The organism is Sneathiella limimaris, assembly GCF_012932565.1.
In the GTDB taxonomy this organism is placed as follows: Bacteria; Pseudomonadota; Alphaproteobacteria; order Sneathiellales; family Sneathiellaceae; genus Sneathiella; species Sneathiella limimaris.
In genome coordinates, this window is the sequence record NZ_JABBYJ010000001.1 from 476,848 (window position 1) to 493,733 (window position 16,886).

The following is a 16,886-nucleotide window of genomic DNA, read 5'->3' on the forward strand; positions in this document are numbered from 1 at the left end:
AAATTTTTGAGGGAGAGAAACATGAAAAAGCTATTGGCATTTGCCGTTGGTCTTGGCGCCCTAACAGGCGTTATGTCCACAACTACAGCAGCGACCGCCGCCACCGAAATGCGCTGCAGTCACCAACTACCACCTGCACACCATATCGCGAAGGTTATTGATCGCTGGGCAGCTGAAATCGAAACCTTGTCAGGCGGTGAGATCGATGTGCAGATCTTTGGCGCAAACAGCCTTACACCTGCCAAACAGAATGCAATTGCCGTTGCCAAAGGTGACATTGATTGCGCATTCTCGATTAACCCACAGTGGGGTAAAACTCTGCCAATCATGAACGTGACTTTAGGCCCGTTTGCTGTTAGTAGCCTTGACGCCTTGCAGAAATGGGAAGGTTCAGAAGCCGCAAAATTCCTTGAAGAAAAACTTCTCACCAAAGGGGTTAAAAACGCTGTCTGGCTGTTCACAACCCGAAGCACAGCAATTACGTCCAAGGGGTCACCGCTGATCAAACCCTCTGATTTTGAAGGGGTAAAAATTCGGGGACTTGGCCCTGTACCTGATGCTGGATTTATTGCCATGGGTGCAGTTCCATCAGCCATGTCAGGCAGCAAAGTATATCAAGCGCTTTCCACAGGCGTAATCGACGCGGGCCTAACAGATGTTTCTGCTGCTGTTTCGCGTAAGTATTTTGAAGTTCAAGATCATGTCACTGTCCTGCCACTGTTCAGCATCTACTTCCACGGATACGTTAATCCGAAATGGTATGATGGTCTTACTGATAAGGGTAAAGCGGCTGTAGATGAGGCTGGTGTTAAAGCAGCTAAATGGGCCATTGAAGCATCCGAAGAGTCTGCGTCCAACGCACCAGAGCAACTTGCGGAAAAAGGCATGAAAGTCCATATTGCGACCGATGCAGAGATTGACGTTCTGAAAGGGATCATGAGCCCTGCGTTTGATAAATCTTTCGGTGAAGCAACTGGCGATGACGGCAAAAAACTGCTTGAGCTGATCAACAAACTTTAAAGAGGATTAGCGGGAATGAACCGTGATTCCGGACTACTGGAGGAGGTGCCTGGCACCTCCTCTCTTGCGTCTCGCCTTGCAGGATATTTGTCTTTTGTAGCTGCGATTATTGCCGCCTGCCTGGTAATTTTTACACTCTTCATGACAGGGTACAGTGTCTTCCAAAGGTATGTATTGGGCACTCCACTAACTTGGACAGATGAGCTTTCCGGTTTCCTGGTCGTGGCGATTGTCATGTTGGGAATGGCTGAAGCCCTTCGTCGCGGCGATCATATCAGCGTTGATCTCCTGTCGACCAAAGCCAAAGGCCGTAACAGGTATATACTGGACCTCTGGTACTATCTGGCAACTGCATTCGTTGCGGGCGTAATCATGCTGAGTGCCTGGAACAGTGTTATGTTCTCTATTGATTTTGGTGTTTTCTCGGATGGCTATCTGGAGGCACCATTGTGGATCCCTCAATCGACTATGGTCGTCGGGTCAGCTCTATGCCTACTCATCGCATCACTTAAATTTATCGATGTGGTACTGAATGGGAGGCGGACATGACGACGCTTCTGATTTTAGCCCTGCTAATTATTCTTTTGCTGACAGGGATCCCAATCTTTGTGGGCTTAGGTCTGACATCCATCATTATCATGCTGGTGACTGAAGGCAGCATCTCCAGTGCTGCCGATACAGTTTTTGGTAAATTGGACAATGGCTTGCTAACTGCCATTCCAATGTTTGCTTTTATGGCGCATGTAATGATCAAGTCGAAAGTTGTGGATGATCTCTACGAAGCTGCAAATGCCATGGTTGGTCATTTAAAGGGCGGGCTGGGCGTTGCCACGGTTCTATCATGCACTATTTTCGCAGCGATTTCGGGTTCATCTGTCGCAACTGCACTAACAATCGGCTCAAGCGCCATACCGCAGATGAAGAAGTTTGGCTATCGCCCGCATGAATCCTATGGTGTGATTGCGGCTGGCGGCACACTTGGAATTTTGATTCCACCTTCTGGTCCCCTAATCCTCTATGCCATCGTCACGGAAACCTCCATTGGGGCACTGTTTCTTGCCGGCCTGATCCCAGGTATTCTGATGGCCCTGATTTTTGCAATTTGGTGTGTGTGGCAGGCTTATTCCAATAAAAATATCCGCGATAATAATTGGGTGGGTTGGAAAGAATGTACAGCTGCCATGCGCCGTTCCTTCTGGGCACTCATGATGCCCCCGATCGTGCTAGGCGGCATCTATTTTGGAATTTTCACAGCCTCAGAGGCTGCATCTATCGGCTGTATCTATGCATTATTAGTTGGTGCCTTGGTATACAGAAATTTTGGATTTAGAGAGCTGTATGAAACAGCATTTGAAACAGTTCGGACCACAGCAATGCTGTTTATGATCCTGGCAGCAGCAGCGCTTTTTGGTCATGCGGTAACCATTATTCGATTGCCAATTGAGCTAGTTGAAAATGTACTCACTCTTGGACTTTCACCGATGGCTTTTATTCTGGTGGTGATGGCAGTGATTTTTGTGCTAGGCATGTTTATGGAAACCATTTCCATTATCCTTATTACCACTCCAATCATCTTACCCGCTCTAGTCCAGTTTGATATTGATCTGATCTGGTATGGCATTCTTCTGATGATCAATCTGGAGCTGGCATTGATCACCCCGCCTGTTGGAATGAACCTCTTTGTGATCAAGGGAATTGCTGATGCACCGCTCGCTGAAGTTATTCGCGGCGCTTTGCCCTATGTGGTGCTGATGATCATCGGTCTTACCATTACACTGGTCTTTCCATCACTCGCCACCTGGCTTCCAGAAGTTGCAGGATATGGGCGCTAACTAGAAGGTATGCAGTTGTAATTTCAACTATTTAACGTACCTAAAATCGGGGAGCTTTCTAAATTTTTAACCCATACAGCAAGCCTAATATAAAGGCTTGCTGTAGTTTTATTTCTTATTCAATCGAACATATCCCCTCAGGAACATAATTTGAGCCACAGTAACACTAGTCGACCGACTAGCGGCCGAATTTGAGGGAGCCGCTACCCCCATAAAGCCCCCCTCTCTCACATTTTTTCAAATTCTTCATATGTCAAACGCGTGGACACCTCGACGTAATCAATTGCATCCCGAGCTGCTAGTGCAAATTGAAAGAGTTCTTCTAACAGTCTTTCTTTAATAGCTTTTTTGCGAGCATCACACTCTATTCCCCAGCAGCTCCTATTGCACAGAAGGGGAACAAGAAAGCCGCATAAAGACAAGCATTTTTGCCCCAGAAGAGCTCTGTAGGAATCACAGGGCTTTTTTTATCAGAACATTTTCATGTTTATGCCCTGCTCTTGACGGAGTTTCATGTTTTCCTCATCTCTTATATAAAAGAGGTAAGATGATGTTTCGAATTATCAAAAGACTGTTTCTGGTGACTATAATTGCGCTTTTGCCTTTCATCGCGCCGCAAATTATTTCCTATGCCAGCACCTATGGGGAACAGTGGGCCCATTGGTCACGGGCTCGCTATGATCGGACTTTTCAATCACCAGATCCACAAACTGTCTCGGATGCTGTTGTGCAGGTTTTGGGGGCACGCACCTGGGGGTGGCGCGGCAGTTTTGCCATTCATACCTGGATTTCCGCAAAACCAGCCGGGGCAAATGAATATATCCGATATGAGGTGATCGGATGGAGATCCCCCCATTTAACCATTCGAAAAAATATTCCAGATAATTATTGGGCTGGAAACCGCCCTTATGTCATTCAGGATATTCGGGGAAAAACAGCGGAAGATATTATCCGGAAATTGCCAAAAGTGGTAGCTTCATATCCTTATAAAAATGCCTATACGGTGTGGCCGGGCCCAAATTCAAACAGCTTTATCGCCTATATCGGGCGTGAAATTCCTGAACTAAAACTGGATTTACCGCCCACCGCTATTGGAAAAGATTACCTTGTGGGCGGCAATATCCTTGGGCCAGCCATCAGTGGGACCGGATATCAGTTTTCCCTGCGCGGATATGGGGGATTAACCTTTGCCGCAGAAGAAGGATTAGAATTTCATATGCTAGGACTCACAGCCGGGTTTGATTTCAATGATCTGACCCTCAAAATGCCGGGCTTTGGTAGGGTTTCTTTGATCCAGTGATGGCGATGCCTCGTTTCTCACTTCCAGAAAAAATTAGAAGAATTCCCAGGGACAAGCACAAGACTCATGCCAACAGGCCCTAATCAGGCATGGCGGTCCAACCCGCAAAGCCAGCGAAGGGCACAGATCGGTACCAGGCATAAAACCTTAGGAGGGGTATCACGCTATATCCATATAACCGACTGATGAGCAGCCCCCGTCCCGGCAGATTTCCAGTCCCTTCCGAAGATGCGTTTGTAATGCTCTGAAAGGGTAAAACCACCTGAATTTTCATCAGCAAAACATGTATGCTGCCGGCTAGGTCATTGATTTTATGGTGCCGCTGATAGGATTTGAACCTACGACCTACGCATTACGAATGCACATGGATATCAATAATTTCAATAGGTTAGAACGTCTAAAAATCGGAAAATGGCCCAATTTTACCCATTTTGAGGGATTAATTGTCTAAAAATCACTGCATACAAAAGCGTCACTTTAGCTATTAAACTCCTCTCTATCTGTAACTTCAAACAGATACCCAAATTATTTAAAACAAAAACCCGCTGATTAGGAGGTTTTGACGTATTGGTTGCGGGGGCTCGCAACCATCTTTATTTGCTGTTTTCCATGGTCTAATTTTGGCGTGGATTATGTCCTTGCACGTGGGCTTACCTCCAGGTGCATCTCTTTACAAGGATAATTTTTTCAGCCGTTAATTCCTGGCTTCAAAAATAGGATCGGAATTAACAGTTCATTTTAGCACAGTCCTATATTGTACACCCTAGTCCAAGGATCTTTCTTAAAGACTTACTAGTAAAAAGAATGAACAAACGCAAATTGGCCTAATAAAGGATTGCCTGTTTGGAACGGAACATCGCTAAGCCATGAGCCAAATCCTTACCATCCGCATGTTCAAAAAAATGCTCAAGCTCTCTCTCCATTCGAGCTCTTCGATCATCATTTCGATTTTTGGGATATATCAATGCTTTTGTGTGTCTGATCGCTTCCGGACTACATTTACAGATTTGTATGGCAATATCTCTGGCCTTATCCATCAGTTTCTCGCCAGGCACTATCTCACTTATCAGTCCCCATTGCTGTAACGTTTCAACCGGCTCCAGCTGAGCCGTATAAAAAAGCTGTGCGGCATGACCGGGTGACAATTTTTCCATCAGACGAACTGTTGCCCCGCCAGCCGGCACGATGCCGTATTTGGTGTGACCATCTCCAACTTGCGCCCCTTCTGCAGCGATCAGAATATCGCAACATAAAAGCAGCTCCAATCCGCCGGCCACGGCCACCCCATTTATGGCTCCAATCACGGGAATGGGAAGATCCTCAACCATTTGAAGGACCTCCTGATTATATCGCAGGTAATCAATAAGAGTTTGCTTGTCTGATTGGAGCGCTTCTTCAAATTCAAGTAAATCTCCTCCCGCACAGAACGCCTTGCCCTCACCTGTTATTATGACGGCCCTCAAGTCTGTCATATCCGCAATAACCACCAGATGCTTTTTAAGGCAGCGCATCAGATCTTGAGAAACCGCATTAAAGTTTTCAGGCCTGTTCAGTTTCAGCACAGCGATATGGCCATCTACTGACAATTTGACAGGATCTGAGTTCTTAATGCGATACGTTTGCGGAAGAGGTTTAAGTGCAGTTTCCAGCGCCGAAGCTAGATCTGGCTGTCCATTTCGCAACTCGACCTCGACAACAGTTTTAAGTTGATGGTCAACGCCAACCGTTATTTTAGCCTCAATATCTGTCCCGCCAAGCTCCAGGAGTTCCATTTCAACCTTTTTCTTGACCGCTAATTCCCGTAAAGCGGGTTTAAAGATTTTACCAACCGCTGTGGTTGGAAGTTCCTCAATAATTTCAATTATTCTTGGGCGAGCGGGCCCTTCATGAACATTTATCTCAAGATATTTCTGCAAAGCTGCCAGATCGATCTTCGCGCCGGACTTTTCAACAACAAACAAAGCCGGCACTTCACCCGCATACTGGTCAGGCATACCAACAGCAGCTGAAATCTCCACATTCTCAAAACGATTTGCGACATTCTCAATAGCTGCAGGATCAATGTTGTGACCACTTCTCACAATGAGGTCTTTTTCGCGTCCTGTCAGGAAAAGTCGTTGATCCCGGCTCATATATCCAACATCGCCAGTCGTCAGCCATCCTTCAGGATCCAATGTTCCCTCATTATGTTCAACTTCCAGATATCCTGGAAAAACTTGCGGTCCGCGAACCTGAACCAACCCACTTTCTTCCGCCTTGCACATTTCCATCCCGAAAGAAGTTGGCTTAACGATACGAGTTTCTGAAAAGGGTGCCCGAAACCCTACACTTCCTGATACAGGCTCCCCATATCCTGGATTGAAGGCAATCGCGGCAGCAGTCTCCGTCATTCCATAAGTTTCAAACAGTTGAATTCCAGTTGTCTGCTCAAAACGGCGGCCCACCTCTTCAGGAAGGACTGCCCCACCTGTTACCGCCATCCTTACTGAAGACGTATCAAAATCGTTAGTCCAGGAGTTTGTTATCGAGCCGATGGAAGTTGGCACACCTCCGACAACAGTCACCTTAAAATGGTCAACTATTTTCCAGTAATTTTGGATGGCTGCAGGTGAACGCAAGCCGTAAGGAGAGGGTACGATAATATGGCCACCCGCAGCCAAAACAGACAATCCAACGGTCATGGTGCCGCCAACATGGAAAAAGGGGAACCCATTAATAACTACGTCATTTTCGTTATACCCAAACACCTGAGCAAATCCAAAGGCCGCGTGAATTTGGTTACCATGTGTCAGTTGGACGAGTTTAGGTCTTCCTGTCGTTCCGCCCGTATGAAACAGCGCACAGACGGTATTTCGATCCGCAGTCAGATCAAATTCCAGCATATCTGATGAGTGCTTCTGAACAGCATCCACAAAATTTAGATATTCAGAACCCAGCTCTGACTTATCGCCAATCACAATGATATTTTGAAGTGTTGGAACTTCTTCAAACGCGCCTGCCGCTTTCGACCAGCACATGTCATCCAGGGATTGCGCGGGAATTACAAGAATTGTTGCACCCTCAGCGTTCAACAATTCGAAAATGGTTTCCTTATTCAGCAAATAATTAATCGAGCTTGCAACCCCGGCAACCTGAGCTCCCAATAGTAAGAGAGGCAGATACGGAAGTGTCGGTGCTAAAAAGGCAACAACAGGCTGACTATTCGGACCAGCTAATCCTTTAAACATGTTGGCTGACCTTGTCACTTCAGCCAGCAATTCCCGATGCGTCCAAGATCCCCCAACATCGGACGGATCTGCTGAGTTCAATACTGTAACCGCTTTGGAATTTCCGACGTCCTTGGCAGTTGCCACGAGAAGATCAAATAGGTTATGAGCGGTTACCAGTCCATCATAAGGCTGGTCCTCCAGCGATCGAATATCTTCTATTGTTCTGACGGTTTTAACCGGCCGCGTTGTTTTCAGTTTGCGTTCCATCAGTGCACCGCCGCATACATAATCGTTTCTTCATTCGCTTTCGATCTGTCAAACTCTTCGACGACACGCCCCTGCCTGCAGACTAAAACACGATCAGATAACTGAAGTATTTCTGGCAAATACGAGGATATAACAAGGACAGCAATTCCCTCTTCAGCTAACCGCTCAATCAACTGGTGGATTTCAACAATTGCACCCACATCCACGCCTCGGGTGGGTTCGTCAAAAATAATAAATTTTGGCTTCTGAACCAAAGCCTTAGCAATGACCACCTTCTGTTGATTGCCACCGGACAGTTCAATAACACGGGCATCGCCATTTATGGCTTTAACATTCAGAGCTTCGGTCCAGGTTTTGGCGATTTCTTTCATCTCGCGCATATTGACGAGCTTGGCCTTTGTCTGTTTCCCCGCCAAAGCCCCCATATAGATATTTTCTGAGATCGACATCGTCTCAAAAAATCCTTCGATCTTCCTGTCCTCAGTCACATAGATTATACCATCACGGACAGCGGGACGCGGGACCCGATACCGGACAGAACGACCATTTAGACGAACCTGTCCACCATGAAAGAAGTTTCGTTTAAATACGCCAGCTATGATTTTTGCCATTTCTGTGCGGCCAGAACCGATTAACCCGAACATACCCGTGACCTGACCTGCAAATACAGAAAACGACGAGTTCCGCACAATATTCTGCATAGATAAGTTCTGAACACTGATGACCTTTTCTCCTGGAGGACGAGAGGCACGCTTGCTATTTGAGCCATGCAACTCAGATGTGAGAGACCGACCGACCATTGCCTGGATTATGCTATCTCTATCGAAATTTGAAGTCTCATCAGTAATGACATGCTGACCGTCACGCATAACGGTGATGCGATCAGAAATTTGCAAAGCCTCTTCCAGTGCATGAGAAATAAATACAATTGAAACGCCTTGCTTCTTTAGCCGCTCAACCAACTGGAAGAACTGATATTTCTCTTCTGGAGTCAGAGTAGAAGTCGGCTCATCAAAAATAATCACTTTAGCATTATTATGAACAGCCCTTGCGATCTCGACCATTTGCTTTTGTCCAGCGCCGAGCGTGGTTACCTGCGCTGTCGGATCAACATGGAAATTCAAAGATTGCAGAAATTGCTGACCTGCGATGTAGGCTCCACGAAGCCTGTGGAAATGCTTTTTATCTGTAAGGTATAAATTCTGAGCTACCGTTAAGGAAGGCACCAAGCTGGTTTCTTGATAAACCATGGCAATGCCCATATCGAGCGCTTGTGACGGTGATTTTAAAGTCAACTCTTGACCATCCATAAGCACCTGACCACTGGTTGGCTCAACAACACCAGCCAACATTTTGGTTAGTGTCGATTTACCCGCCCCATTTTCTCCGAGAAGAGCATGCACTTCGCCTTTAAGAAGCGTAAAGGTAACCTCTTTTACTGCGGGAATTCCCCTATATTCCTTTGTGCCATTCTTGAGTTCAAGTATTGGGGTCATCCTTCACCTCCAAATTCCTGATGAGAAATTGAAACAACAACATCATCTCCACGAGCAGCCACATATAGGTTGCCACTTATTTCCACCATGTCTGTAACCCCGTGGGTATGCCCATCGGCGCGACTGTGAAATGCATAGATCGGTTGAAAATTACTGTTTAGTCTGACGCAGAGGCCGAAAGACATTGTTGGCGCCCAAGGTTTCAGGACCCCCAACTGCTTAACGCCACCGCCTTGCAAAGGTTCATAAAAATGCTGCCCGGATCGCAATTTTGGCGCAATCCAACATGAGGGGGAAATTTCGGACATCATTCGGCTCCGATATTTTTTTTCCCGGAGTACATACTCAACAAGCTGCGACCGTGGTGCGAAAACAGCCAACCAATACCCATCATTTGCATGAGCCAGTCTGCCTGGATATCCAGGTAAGTCCGAATAAAGGATTTCATGGAACTCAGGGTCCTTAAGGCTTACCCGAACAAGCCGATGCCGCCATGCTTCTGAGAAAACCAGGGCGTCTTCTTCAACAATTAAACCTGCGGGGTAGGCCAGTTTATTCGCCAAAAGAGTTTTTTCTCCCGAAAGTTTATTTATGCGCCAAATACTTCCGGATGCCCTGCGCTCCAACAAATCCCGTTGCCATTCATCAAAAGCGTTATCTTCAGAGCCATGTGCAACAAATATATCTGTCTCAGAGACGACCACTGCAGTTATGCAATTATACTTTTCTCCGAGCTGGTAACTTGAGCCATCAAAATTCCCGCCTTCGATATAAACTTCACCAGTCACCAAAGCGACAACCAACCCACCGTCGTTCGTTGCCGCGATACTCGCGATATCCGCATAAAATTGTTTATATCTATGCCAACCTCTATTGCTTTGAAATTTGAAAATTTCTTTACCAGAGGACGCATACAACTCATTTCCCAAGGTCACCAAACTATCAACATCAACTAACGGATAGCGAGAAGACGTCTCATCAAGCTGATGATTTGGCTGCAATGCTCCATCGAGAGGGGGAACCGTCACAGCTGCTTCACCGTGACCAAGCAAATTATCCCACAACTGAAATAACTTGGTTCTCATTCGCGCCCCCTGTATGACTTAAGACCGGTCCATTCTGGATCAGTATTCTCAAGCTTTAGTTTTCCAATTCGATTGTTGTTAATGCCGCCAATATAAAGATGCCCCTTATGCTCGCGCATCGAAGTGATCATGGGATGATTTTCTCCACCTTGATCCCATAGAGTTTCCAGTATTCTTCCCTCGTCATCAAAACGGACGACACAGCCTGTATTAATATTGGGATAAAGCCATTCGTCTGGCGCAATTCGACGCGCCATCCGCCTTCTGAAACCTGGCATCTTCAACGCCAAATCAACAGAAGGTGTCCGCATTCCAACCAATGCCAGCCAATAGGTGCCATCAGATGCTCTGTTAATGTTATCTGGATATCCAGGCAAATTCGGGATAACAGGTTCAACGGTCCCTGTCTTTGGTCCAGCAAAATAGTACCGTGAGATCCGACAGGCCCATGTTTCAGCAAATAAAAACGACTGACCATCATGGGACATGCAAATCCCGTTAGGGAAAACTAGGTTCTTTAAGACGGTATGGGTAGATTTATCCTTAGGATCATAACAAATGATCCTGCCATTCCCACGAGATTCAAGACTATCAACCGGCCATTCGTGCATTTCATATCGAACGGTCGCTTCGCTAAAGAAAATCTTTCCATCCGGTGCAACATCGAGATCATCAGCAAGGCGCAAACGGGAATCATCAATAATGGAGAACAAAGACCGATTAGTCTCATCTGTCAGCTTCTCAATTGTTCGATCCTTTGCGACGCGATAAAGACCCATTCCCCCAATACAGCAAAGAAGTGATCCATCGGATGCAAAGGCGAGGCCCAGCGGACGTCCTCCAATATGTGCATAAACCTCTTGCTCAGAATAATCAGGAGCTAGAAAGCGAATGATATCGCCTGTCCGATTACCGGTATAAATATTGTCGTTGTCGTCCAGAATGACATCTTCTGGACCATCAATCTCACCTAACCCAATTTGCTCAACAGGTCTTAGCCGATCATTCACCGCATATGGCGAAGGCGCCTGTGTGCTGGGAGCTAGAGGTAAATTTGCAAAAGTCGGCGAAACATAAATATTGGACAAGAGTTTATGGCGATTTTTCAGCCACCTTACATCGATGGCAACGGCTAACAGTAGAACCATACCGAGCAGAAGGGAGTTTGCACCACTCGTGACCCCAAGGCGCACAAGGCCATTTACCATTAACATAACGGTTATGGACCCAAGGATCGCCTTAGCTGCCGATCCCCGACCGCCACCTAGGCTATTGCCGCCGACTACTGCCGCAGTAAGGGCCATGATTTCTAGCCCCAGTCCAGTATCTGCTCCTGCACCACCTAGACGGGATGCGAAGAGCAAACCAGCGAGAGAACTCAACATCCCAGATACGATATAAGTGGAACAAACAACTTTGCGCACTGATATACCGACATTATGAGCAGATTTACGAGATCCACCAATTGCTAGAATATGCCAACCAATGCGGGAACGGCTAAGAACGATATGAATTATGAGAGCCACAAGAAGTGTCACAACAACACTGAACGGGATTGAGGCAATTGATCCTTCTCCCAGAAAATACCAAGGATCTGAGTCGATAAAGGATCCAGCGATTTTGACTGAGTATTTCAGCAGCAGCATATCTACGATTGCACGCACAATGATCAATGTTACAAGCGTCGTCAGAAATGCCCGAAGCCTCAAGTAACCAACAAGAAATCCGTTGATCAGCCCAACGAATGCTCCAGCGGCAAGCGTTCCAACAACTACCGCTGGCATGGACCAACCCGCAACATTCAGCAGAGCAAGAGCAACTATATTCCCCAATGCAAATGTGGAGCCAACACTCAGATCAATACCGCCTGCAACTATGACAATGGTCAGTGCCAGTACCAGTAAGCTGAATTCACCCCATTGCCGGGTCAGATTTATCAATTGAGACGCACTGAAGAAATCCGGAATAGCTGACCCGAAGACCGCGATCACGGCAATAAGGAAAAACAGGGGAATGACATTATCGACCCAGTTTTTAGTTAGGATTTCACCTAGCAGATGATCGGGCACAAGTCGATAACGCCAACGCGTAATAGTGTCGGCTAAATTCATAATGATTACCTTTATCCACAAGAAAACGCGGCACGGGCCAGTAACTCAGCCCGTGCCCAGAGGAGATGGATCAGCCGTTTGACGGCAAACTCCAGCAGGAACCAGGCTTCATATTTTCTTTGGTTAGAAATTCAAGCTGCGTGAATAAAGTTGTCTTCATGGAGCCTGGCTCCTGTTTCAACTGTAAATACTGCTTGATCATATTTGCCATATCACGTGCCTGGCCAGGAACATTATAGACAACGACCTCGGAATAGGTACCGTTGGACAAACCGTCACAGGCAGCCTGATTTCCGCCACCCTGTGTGATTAAATAAACATTCTTCCCAGACTCTTTGATAGCAGCCCCAGTTCCCACATCCATCACGTCCCAGAAACCCGCAATACCACACAGGTCAGGATGTTGTTGTAATACGGTGGCTGCAATATTCTTGGCCTTTGTGCCATCCCAATCCGCGGCCTGGTTTGAAACAAGCTTCATATCAGGATGCTTTTCTAAAACTCTGGTAATGCCCTGCATCTGATACACACTGGCTGCCGCAGTCAAAACACCTTGAGTTACGGCAATTTTTCCATTTCCCCCATTTTTCGGGGAACATTTATCGACCAATCTTTGAGCTATCTTTTCTCCTAAGCCCACGTAATCGACCCCGACAAAAGCATCAGTCGAGTAACTGGATCGCATGTTGACCTGAACCACATAGATGCCGGCATTTTCAGCCTTTTTGAGAAGCCGGGCATAAGATTGAACATCTGGGTTATGGACGACAATCACATCCGGTTTTTCAGTAATCAAAGAGGTTAGAGCCTGTGCCCCGACATCTGTACTCCAGTTCGGGTCTCGAACTTCAAACTTTACGCCTAATGGCTCAAGCGCCTGACGGAGACCTGCGGCCCAACCCTCCGTCAAGTCAAAGCCCATGGCAACCGGAACATAGGCCACCGTCTTCCCCTTAAACGCTTCATAGTATGGTGCCCTTGTCGGATCATCCAGACCTTGTGCTGATACCGAGCTAACACCAATTGCTAAGGCAAGTGTCAGTAATATAGACTTGAATTTACGCATATTTTCCTCCCAAAAAAAATATATGTTTAGATGTCACCTTGTTGAGCAGTCTGCTCATCGCGCGGATTGAGAATTGTGTCGATCACAATGGCCAGCAGAAGAATGATGCCCTTGATCACATTTTGTACTGTGTATTGAAGGTCCATGATCGTCATACCGTTGAGCAAAATTCCAATGAGCAACGTCCCAACAATGACATTTCGAACCCTGCCGCGCCCTCCAGACAGGCCTATTCCTCCGAGCACCACGACAAGAATAACGTCATATACAAAGGTGGAATTTGCGACACGTGTATTCATGCTCGCCACAGAGGCAGCTGTAACGATGCCTGCGACAAAGCCAATCAAGGACGAAATCATATATTGGAAAACAATCATGGGCCGTACAGGCACACCTGTAATTCGAGCCGCCAACTGGTTGTCGCCGACAGCCCTTAGATACCGGCCTGATTTGGTGTATTGCAGAAACAGAAACGCTATCAGGCAGACGACAGCGAATAAATAAATAGGAACGGGAATACCCAAAAGTGTTCCTTGGCCAATCCAAGTGAGATAAGGCAGTCCATCCGGCATGTAGACAACGTCTAATTTCAACAGGAAATAACGACCAAAACCATAGATGAGTGTCCCCATTGCCAAGGTTGCAAATATCGCGGGTATCTCAACATAGGCAACTAGGATCCCATTGATCATCCCAACAATAAGACAGAACACAAGTCCAAGCAGTATTGACTGGTAAAGTGGCATTCCATCTGCGGTTAGTTGCAAAGCCCAGGCGACTGAAACAGCCATTACCGCCACCAACGAAAGGTCTATTCCCCGCCCGATAACAACAAGCCCCATGGCAACGCCGAGAATACCAAGAATTGACACACTCCGGATCAGGTTCAGAAGATTACTGGTTGTTAAAAAGCCTTCCAATCCAACTGCGAAGCCAACACAAAGGAAGACTGCCAATCCAAAGACGATCTGCTCCTGACTTAGCTGCCAACTCAGCGGCAACCCCTTTTTTCCTCCCAGCATTCTGTTCCCCCATTGCAAATGGCCGGAAACAAAATCTAATCGTTTCAGCAGGTCGGTTCTTGCCTGAGAATGTAGAAAACTTGTCTGAGCGTGCAATCTACAGGCGACTTGCGAGAAACACCCCACATGAGATATAATTCATAAACCATTACAAATTGATCACACGGAAAAGCGGCTAACGCCCGTAAAAAAGATCAAAAAAAATGGTATGGGAGGAGCCTATGAATGTCGTTTTTTCGACGAAGGATTTGGCACGTGCAAATCGATATAACGCTTGGCGGGACGCCATTTGCGAGTCCTACGTAAATGTTGAAGTCAAAGCTACGCACCCTGAAGATTATCGCGGATTTATAAGAGAAGCTGAGTTTGGAGATATCGTCTTAACGGATATCCTTATCTCTGAACAACGCATACACCGAAACAAGCAACATATCGCTCGTCTAGATAAAGAATGCTTCTATGTTCAACTTCTTCACCGCGGTAATGTAAATGTACTCCAGAAAGGGAAAACATGCATTTCCAACACAGCAAGAGGAGCGATTTTTGACGCGACTGAACCTTATGAGCTTGAATGTGTTGGTGAAGTTCATTCCTACTATCTTGAAATTCCGCGAGATAAATTTGCAGAGCGCTTCCCAAAAGACCAAATACCAGTTTCTCAAACCATCAACACCACTCTAGGCTTAGGAAGAATAGCTACAGAATTCTGTACTATGCTCGCCAAAGAAGATGAACGCTTAAAGAGCGAACAGCGCCATCTTCTCGGCAACCAGCTTCTGGATGTCCTCGCTTTCTCACTGATGTCGCAAGGAGCAGACGCTCCAGAAGCGGAAAGCTCCATCCAACAAGCTCGCCTTCGATCTATTATGAACTGGATCGAAGCTCATATATCTGAGCCCAATTTGTCACTTGAGCGAGTGGCGCGTGCAAATAACATATCATTGCGCTATCTACATCTTCTCTTTCAGCAAAATGAAATGAGCGTTTCTGAGTGGATATGGAACCGACGACTTGAACTATGTTATGACGTGCTCGCAAGTGACGGCACAAGATCCATCACCTCTACCGCTTTTGATTTTGGTTTCAATAGCTCGGCACATTTCAGCACCCTGTTTAAACGCAAATTTGGGATGTCTCCAAGAGATGTCTTGAAGCCCTCTAGGTCTGCGAAATAACTTAAACTAAGTAACCTTACTGTCTTCAATTTGATTTTAAGGAAAGCAATTAGTGTTGGTTGCGGGTGGTATAAATTTCAGTGTTAAGCTACTGTAATAGCATATATTTTCTTTAACGTTTTGGATGCGGGGGCAGGATTTGAACCTGCAGTCTTCAGGCTATGATCTTGATTAGACCAAAATCAAATAATCAAAATAGATAATTTTTAAAGAGCAGCCTGTCTACCCACCATATCCGAAGAACTCCAATCCTTGACGGAAACGGGTACATGCTTTAAATATAATGATGCAATTACATCATATTCGATAACATTGTAGCCAAAGCATCTTTTTATATGAGGGCGGTGTTATGACACTACAGCAGCAGGCGATAGACACGGATGATAAAGTAATCCTGGCCAAAGCCGCCAAGAATGCCGCCTCTAATCTGGGGATCCCGCTTGAGGAACTGGCCAAGATCATTGGACGGGATCGGACAGCCATCAATCGCGGCATTGACCCTGCAACCAAGGCAGGGGAATTGGCTCTTCTCTTTGTCCGCTGCTATCGCGCCCTGCATACGCTGGTCGGCGGAGATCCCAAAAACATGAAGCACTGGTTTGGGACACGCAACAAACATCTAAACGGTGTTCCAAGAGAGCTCGTAAAGACCGTGCAGGGACTGAATAGCGTCCTCATTTACCTGGACGGCATGCGTGGAAAGGTCTGAGTGGAAAGAGGTTCTGAGCCAGGCTCATCCCGAGACCCTTACTGGTCTCTTATGGCGCGTTGTTGAAGACCAGTCAGAAATAGCCAGGGCCCTAAGCAGATACTCAACGCTCACCGCAGTTCCATAACTGAAGAACATTTGAAAGATAAAATTTTGTAGCGGTAAATAGAGCTAGACAGTAATCAAAATGAACTACGGACAGTGAACAAAACTAAATTGCTCTTGATTTGCCTGGTTTATGGTGACAGAGATATCCTTAAAGTAATGGCCAATAATGAACTGCAATAACTGTTGGAGAGCACTCTCAACATTAACTAAATGCAGTGAAATACCAGTCTCTCTCAAGTCTTCTGAAAGCAACCAACCAGTCCATAGGTCAACATCCGATTTGACTCGATCATTGTCTGACCATCCACAAATATTTCAGAGATTTCTTCCTTTTGGGCGAGTTCCATGACTCTGTTCCAACGCTCTTTAACGATACACAAGTCATCAAAAGCAAACACACTGGATTCCGATTTGATAAAAACAGCAGGCTTCTTCATTTACGGCACCTTAATCAAGAAACTCTTGTTAAGTTTCGAGATCCTTCAC

Annotated in this window: 13 protein-coding genes; 6 read left to right on the forward strand and 7 right to left on the reverse strand. The window is 46.3% G+C overall.

Annotated features, from left to right (window positions below; all coding sequences use genetic code 11):
- Positions 1–21 precede the first annotated feature (21 nt).
- From dctP to HH301_RS02235, 4 genes are all read left to right on the forward strand, one after another.
- Positions 22–1,020, forward strand: a complete 999-nt coding sequence (gene dctP, locus HH301_RS02220; protein WP_169566445.1) for a TRAP transporter substrate-binding protein DctP — start codon at positions 22–24, stop codon at positions 1,018–1,020.
- Between the two features lie 15 nt (positions 1,021–1,035).
- On the forward strand, positions 1,036–1,569 hold the full coding sequence (locus HH301_RS02225) for a TRAP transporter small permease (protein ID WP_169566446.1): 534 nt from the start codon (positions 1,036–1,038) through the stop codon (positions 1,567–1,569).
- Positions 1,566–2,852: a TRAP transporter large permease gene (locus HH301_RS02230; RefSeq protein ID WP_169566447.1), complete on the forward strand. Its 1,287-nt coding sequence runs from the start codon at positions 1,566–1,568 to the stop codon at positions 2,850–2,852. The genes HH301_RS02225 and HH301_RS02230 overlap by 4 nt, the downstream gene beginning before the upstream one ends.
- 547 nt (positions 2,853–3,399) lie before the next feature.
- Positions 3,400–4,152 carry a DUF3750 domain-containing protein gene (locus HH301_RS02235; protein ID WP_206378131.1) on the forward strand — a complete coding sequence of 251 codons (753 nt, stop codon included), beginning with the start codon at positions 3,400–3,402 and terminating at the stop codon, positions 4,150–4,152.
- Positions 4,153–4,976: 824 nt separating this feature from the next.
- Here HH301_RS02235 and HH301_RS02240 read toward each other — a convergent pair.
- The 6 genes from HH301_RS02240 to HH301_RS02265 all read right to left on the reverse strand — a co-directional run bounded on the left by HH301_RS02240 (position 4,977) and on the right by HH301_RS02265 (position 14,408).
- Complete coding sequence (locus HH301_RS02240) at positions 4,977–7,628, reverse strand: AMP-binding protein (RefSeq protein WP_169566449.1); 2,652 nt, start codon at positions 7,626–7,628, stop codon at positions 4,977–4,979.
- Positions 7,628–9,124, reverse strand: a complete 1,497-nt coding sequence (locus tag HH301_RS02245) for a sugar ABC transporter ATP-binding protein (protein ID WP_169566450.1) — start codon at positions 9,122–9,124, stop codon at positions 7,628–7,630. Before HH301_RS02245 ends, HH301_RS02240 begins: the two co-directional genes overlap by 1 nt.
- Positions 9,121–10,209 carry an NHL repeat-containing protein gene (locus HH301_RS02250; protein ID WP_169566451.1) on the reverse strand — a complete coding sequence of 363 codons (1,089 nt, stop codon included), beginning with the start codon at positions 10,207–10,209 and terminating at the stop codon, positions 9,121–9,123. The genes HH301_RS02245 and HH301_RS02250 overlap by 4 nt, the downstream gene beginning before the upstream one ends.
- On the reverse strand, positions 10,206–12,320 hold the full coding sequence (locus tag HH301_RS02255) for an ABC transporter permease (protein WP_169566452.1): 2,115 nt from the start codon (positions 12,318–12,320) through the stop codon (positions 10,206–10,208). Before HH301_RS02255 ends, HH301_RS02250 begins: the two co-directional genes overlap by 4 nt.
- Before the next feature lie 70 nt (positions 12,321–12,390).
- Positions 12,391–13,386 carry a sugar ABC transporter substrate-binding protein gene (locus HH301_RS02260; RefSeq protein ID WP_169566453.1) on the reverse strand — a complete coding sequence of 332 codons (996 nt, stop codon included), beginning with the start codon at positions 13,384–13,386 and terminating at the stop codon, positions 12,391–12,393.
- Between the two features lie 26 nt (positions 13,387–13,412).
- Positions 13,413–14,408: an ABC transporter permease gene (locus HH301_RS02265; protein ID WP_169566454.1), complete on the reverse strand. Its 996-nt coding sequence runs from the start codon at positions 14,406–14,408 to the stop codon at positions 13,413–13,415.
- A gap of 221 nt (positions 14,409–14,629) precedes the next feature.
- On the opposite strand from HH301_RS02265, the gene HH301_RS02270 reads away from it, so the two are divergent.
- Positions 14,630–15,583, forward strand: coding sequence for an AraC-like ligand-binding domain-containing protein (locus HH301_RS02270; protein ID WP_169566455.1), 954 nt, complete (start codon positions 14,630–14,632; stop codon positions 15,581–15,583).
- Between the two features lie 349 nt (positions 15,584–15,932).
- Positions 15,933–16,292, forward strand: coding sequence for an MbcA/ParS/Xre antitoxin family protein (locus HH301_RS02275; RefSeq protein ID WP_169566456.1), 360 nt, complete (start codon positions 15,933–15,935; stop codon positions 16,290–16,292).
- A 341-nt stretch (positions 16,293–16,633) separates the two neighbouring features.
- Here HH301_RS02275 and HH301_RS02280 read toward each other — a convergent pair whose 3' ends face one another.
- Positions 16,634–16,837, reverse strand: coding sequence for a hypothetical protein (locus tag HH301_RS02280; protein ID WP_169566457.1), 204 nt, complete (start codon positions 16,835–16,837; stop codon positions 16,634–16,636).
- Positions 16,838–16,886 lie beyond the last annotated feature (49 nt).

Excerpts from the sequence above, each read along its gene's own strand:
- dctP (WP_169566445.1), top strand. The coding sequence starts at position 22 with ATGAAAAAGCTATTGGCATTTGCCGTTGGTCTTGGCGCCCTAACAGGC.
- HH301_RS02225 (WP_169566446.1), top strand. The coding sequence starts at position 1,036 with ATGAACCGTGATTCCGGACTACTGGAGGAGGTGCCTGGCACCTCCTCT.
- HH301_RS02230 (WP_169566447.1), top strand. The coding sequence starts at position 1,566 with ATGACGACGCTTCTGATTTTAGCCCTGCTAATTATTCTTTTGCTGACA.
- HH301_RS02235 (WP_206378131.1), top strand. The coding sequence starts at position 3,400 with ATGATGTTTCGAATTATCAAAAGACTGTTTCTGGTGACTATAATTGCG.
- HH301_RS02240 (WP_169566449.1), bottom strand. The coding sequence starts at position 7,628 with ATGGAACGCAAACTGAAAACAACGCGGCCGGTTAAAACCGTCAGAACA.
- HH301_RS02245 (WP_169566450.1), bottom strand. The coding sequence starts at position 9,124 with ATGACCCCAATACTTGAACTCAAGAATGGCACAAAGGAATATAGGGGA.
- HH301_RS02250 (WP_169566451.1), bottom strand. The coding sequence starts at position 10,209 with ATGAGAACCAAGTTATTTCAGTTGTGGGATAATTTGCTTGGTCACGGT.
- HH301_RS02255 (WP_169566452.1), bottom strand. The coding sequence starts at position 12,320 with ATGAATTTAGCCGACACTATTACGCGTTGGCGTTATCGACTTGTGCCC.
- HH301_RS02260 (WP_169566453.1), bottom strand. The coding sequence starts at position 13,386 with ATGCGTAAATTCAAGTCTATATTACTGACACTTGCCTTAGCAATTGGT.
- HH301_RS02265 (WP_169566454.1), bottom strand. The coding sequence starts at position 14,408 with ATGCTGGGAGGAAAAAAGGGGTTGCCGCTGAGTTGGCAGCTAAGTCAG.
- HH301_RS02270 (WP_169566455.1), top strand. The coding sequence starts at position 14,630 with ATGAATGTCGTTTTTTCGACGAAGGATTTGGCACGTGCAAATCGATAT.
- HH301_RS02275 (WP_169566456.1), top strand. The coding sequence starts at position 15,933 with ATGACACTACAGCAGCAGGCGATAGACACGGATGATAAAGTAATCCTG.
- HH301_RS02280 (WP_169566457.1), bottom strand. The coding sequence starts at position 16,837 with ATGAAGAAGCCTGCTGTTTTTATCAAATCGGAATCCAGTGTGTTTGCT.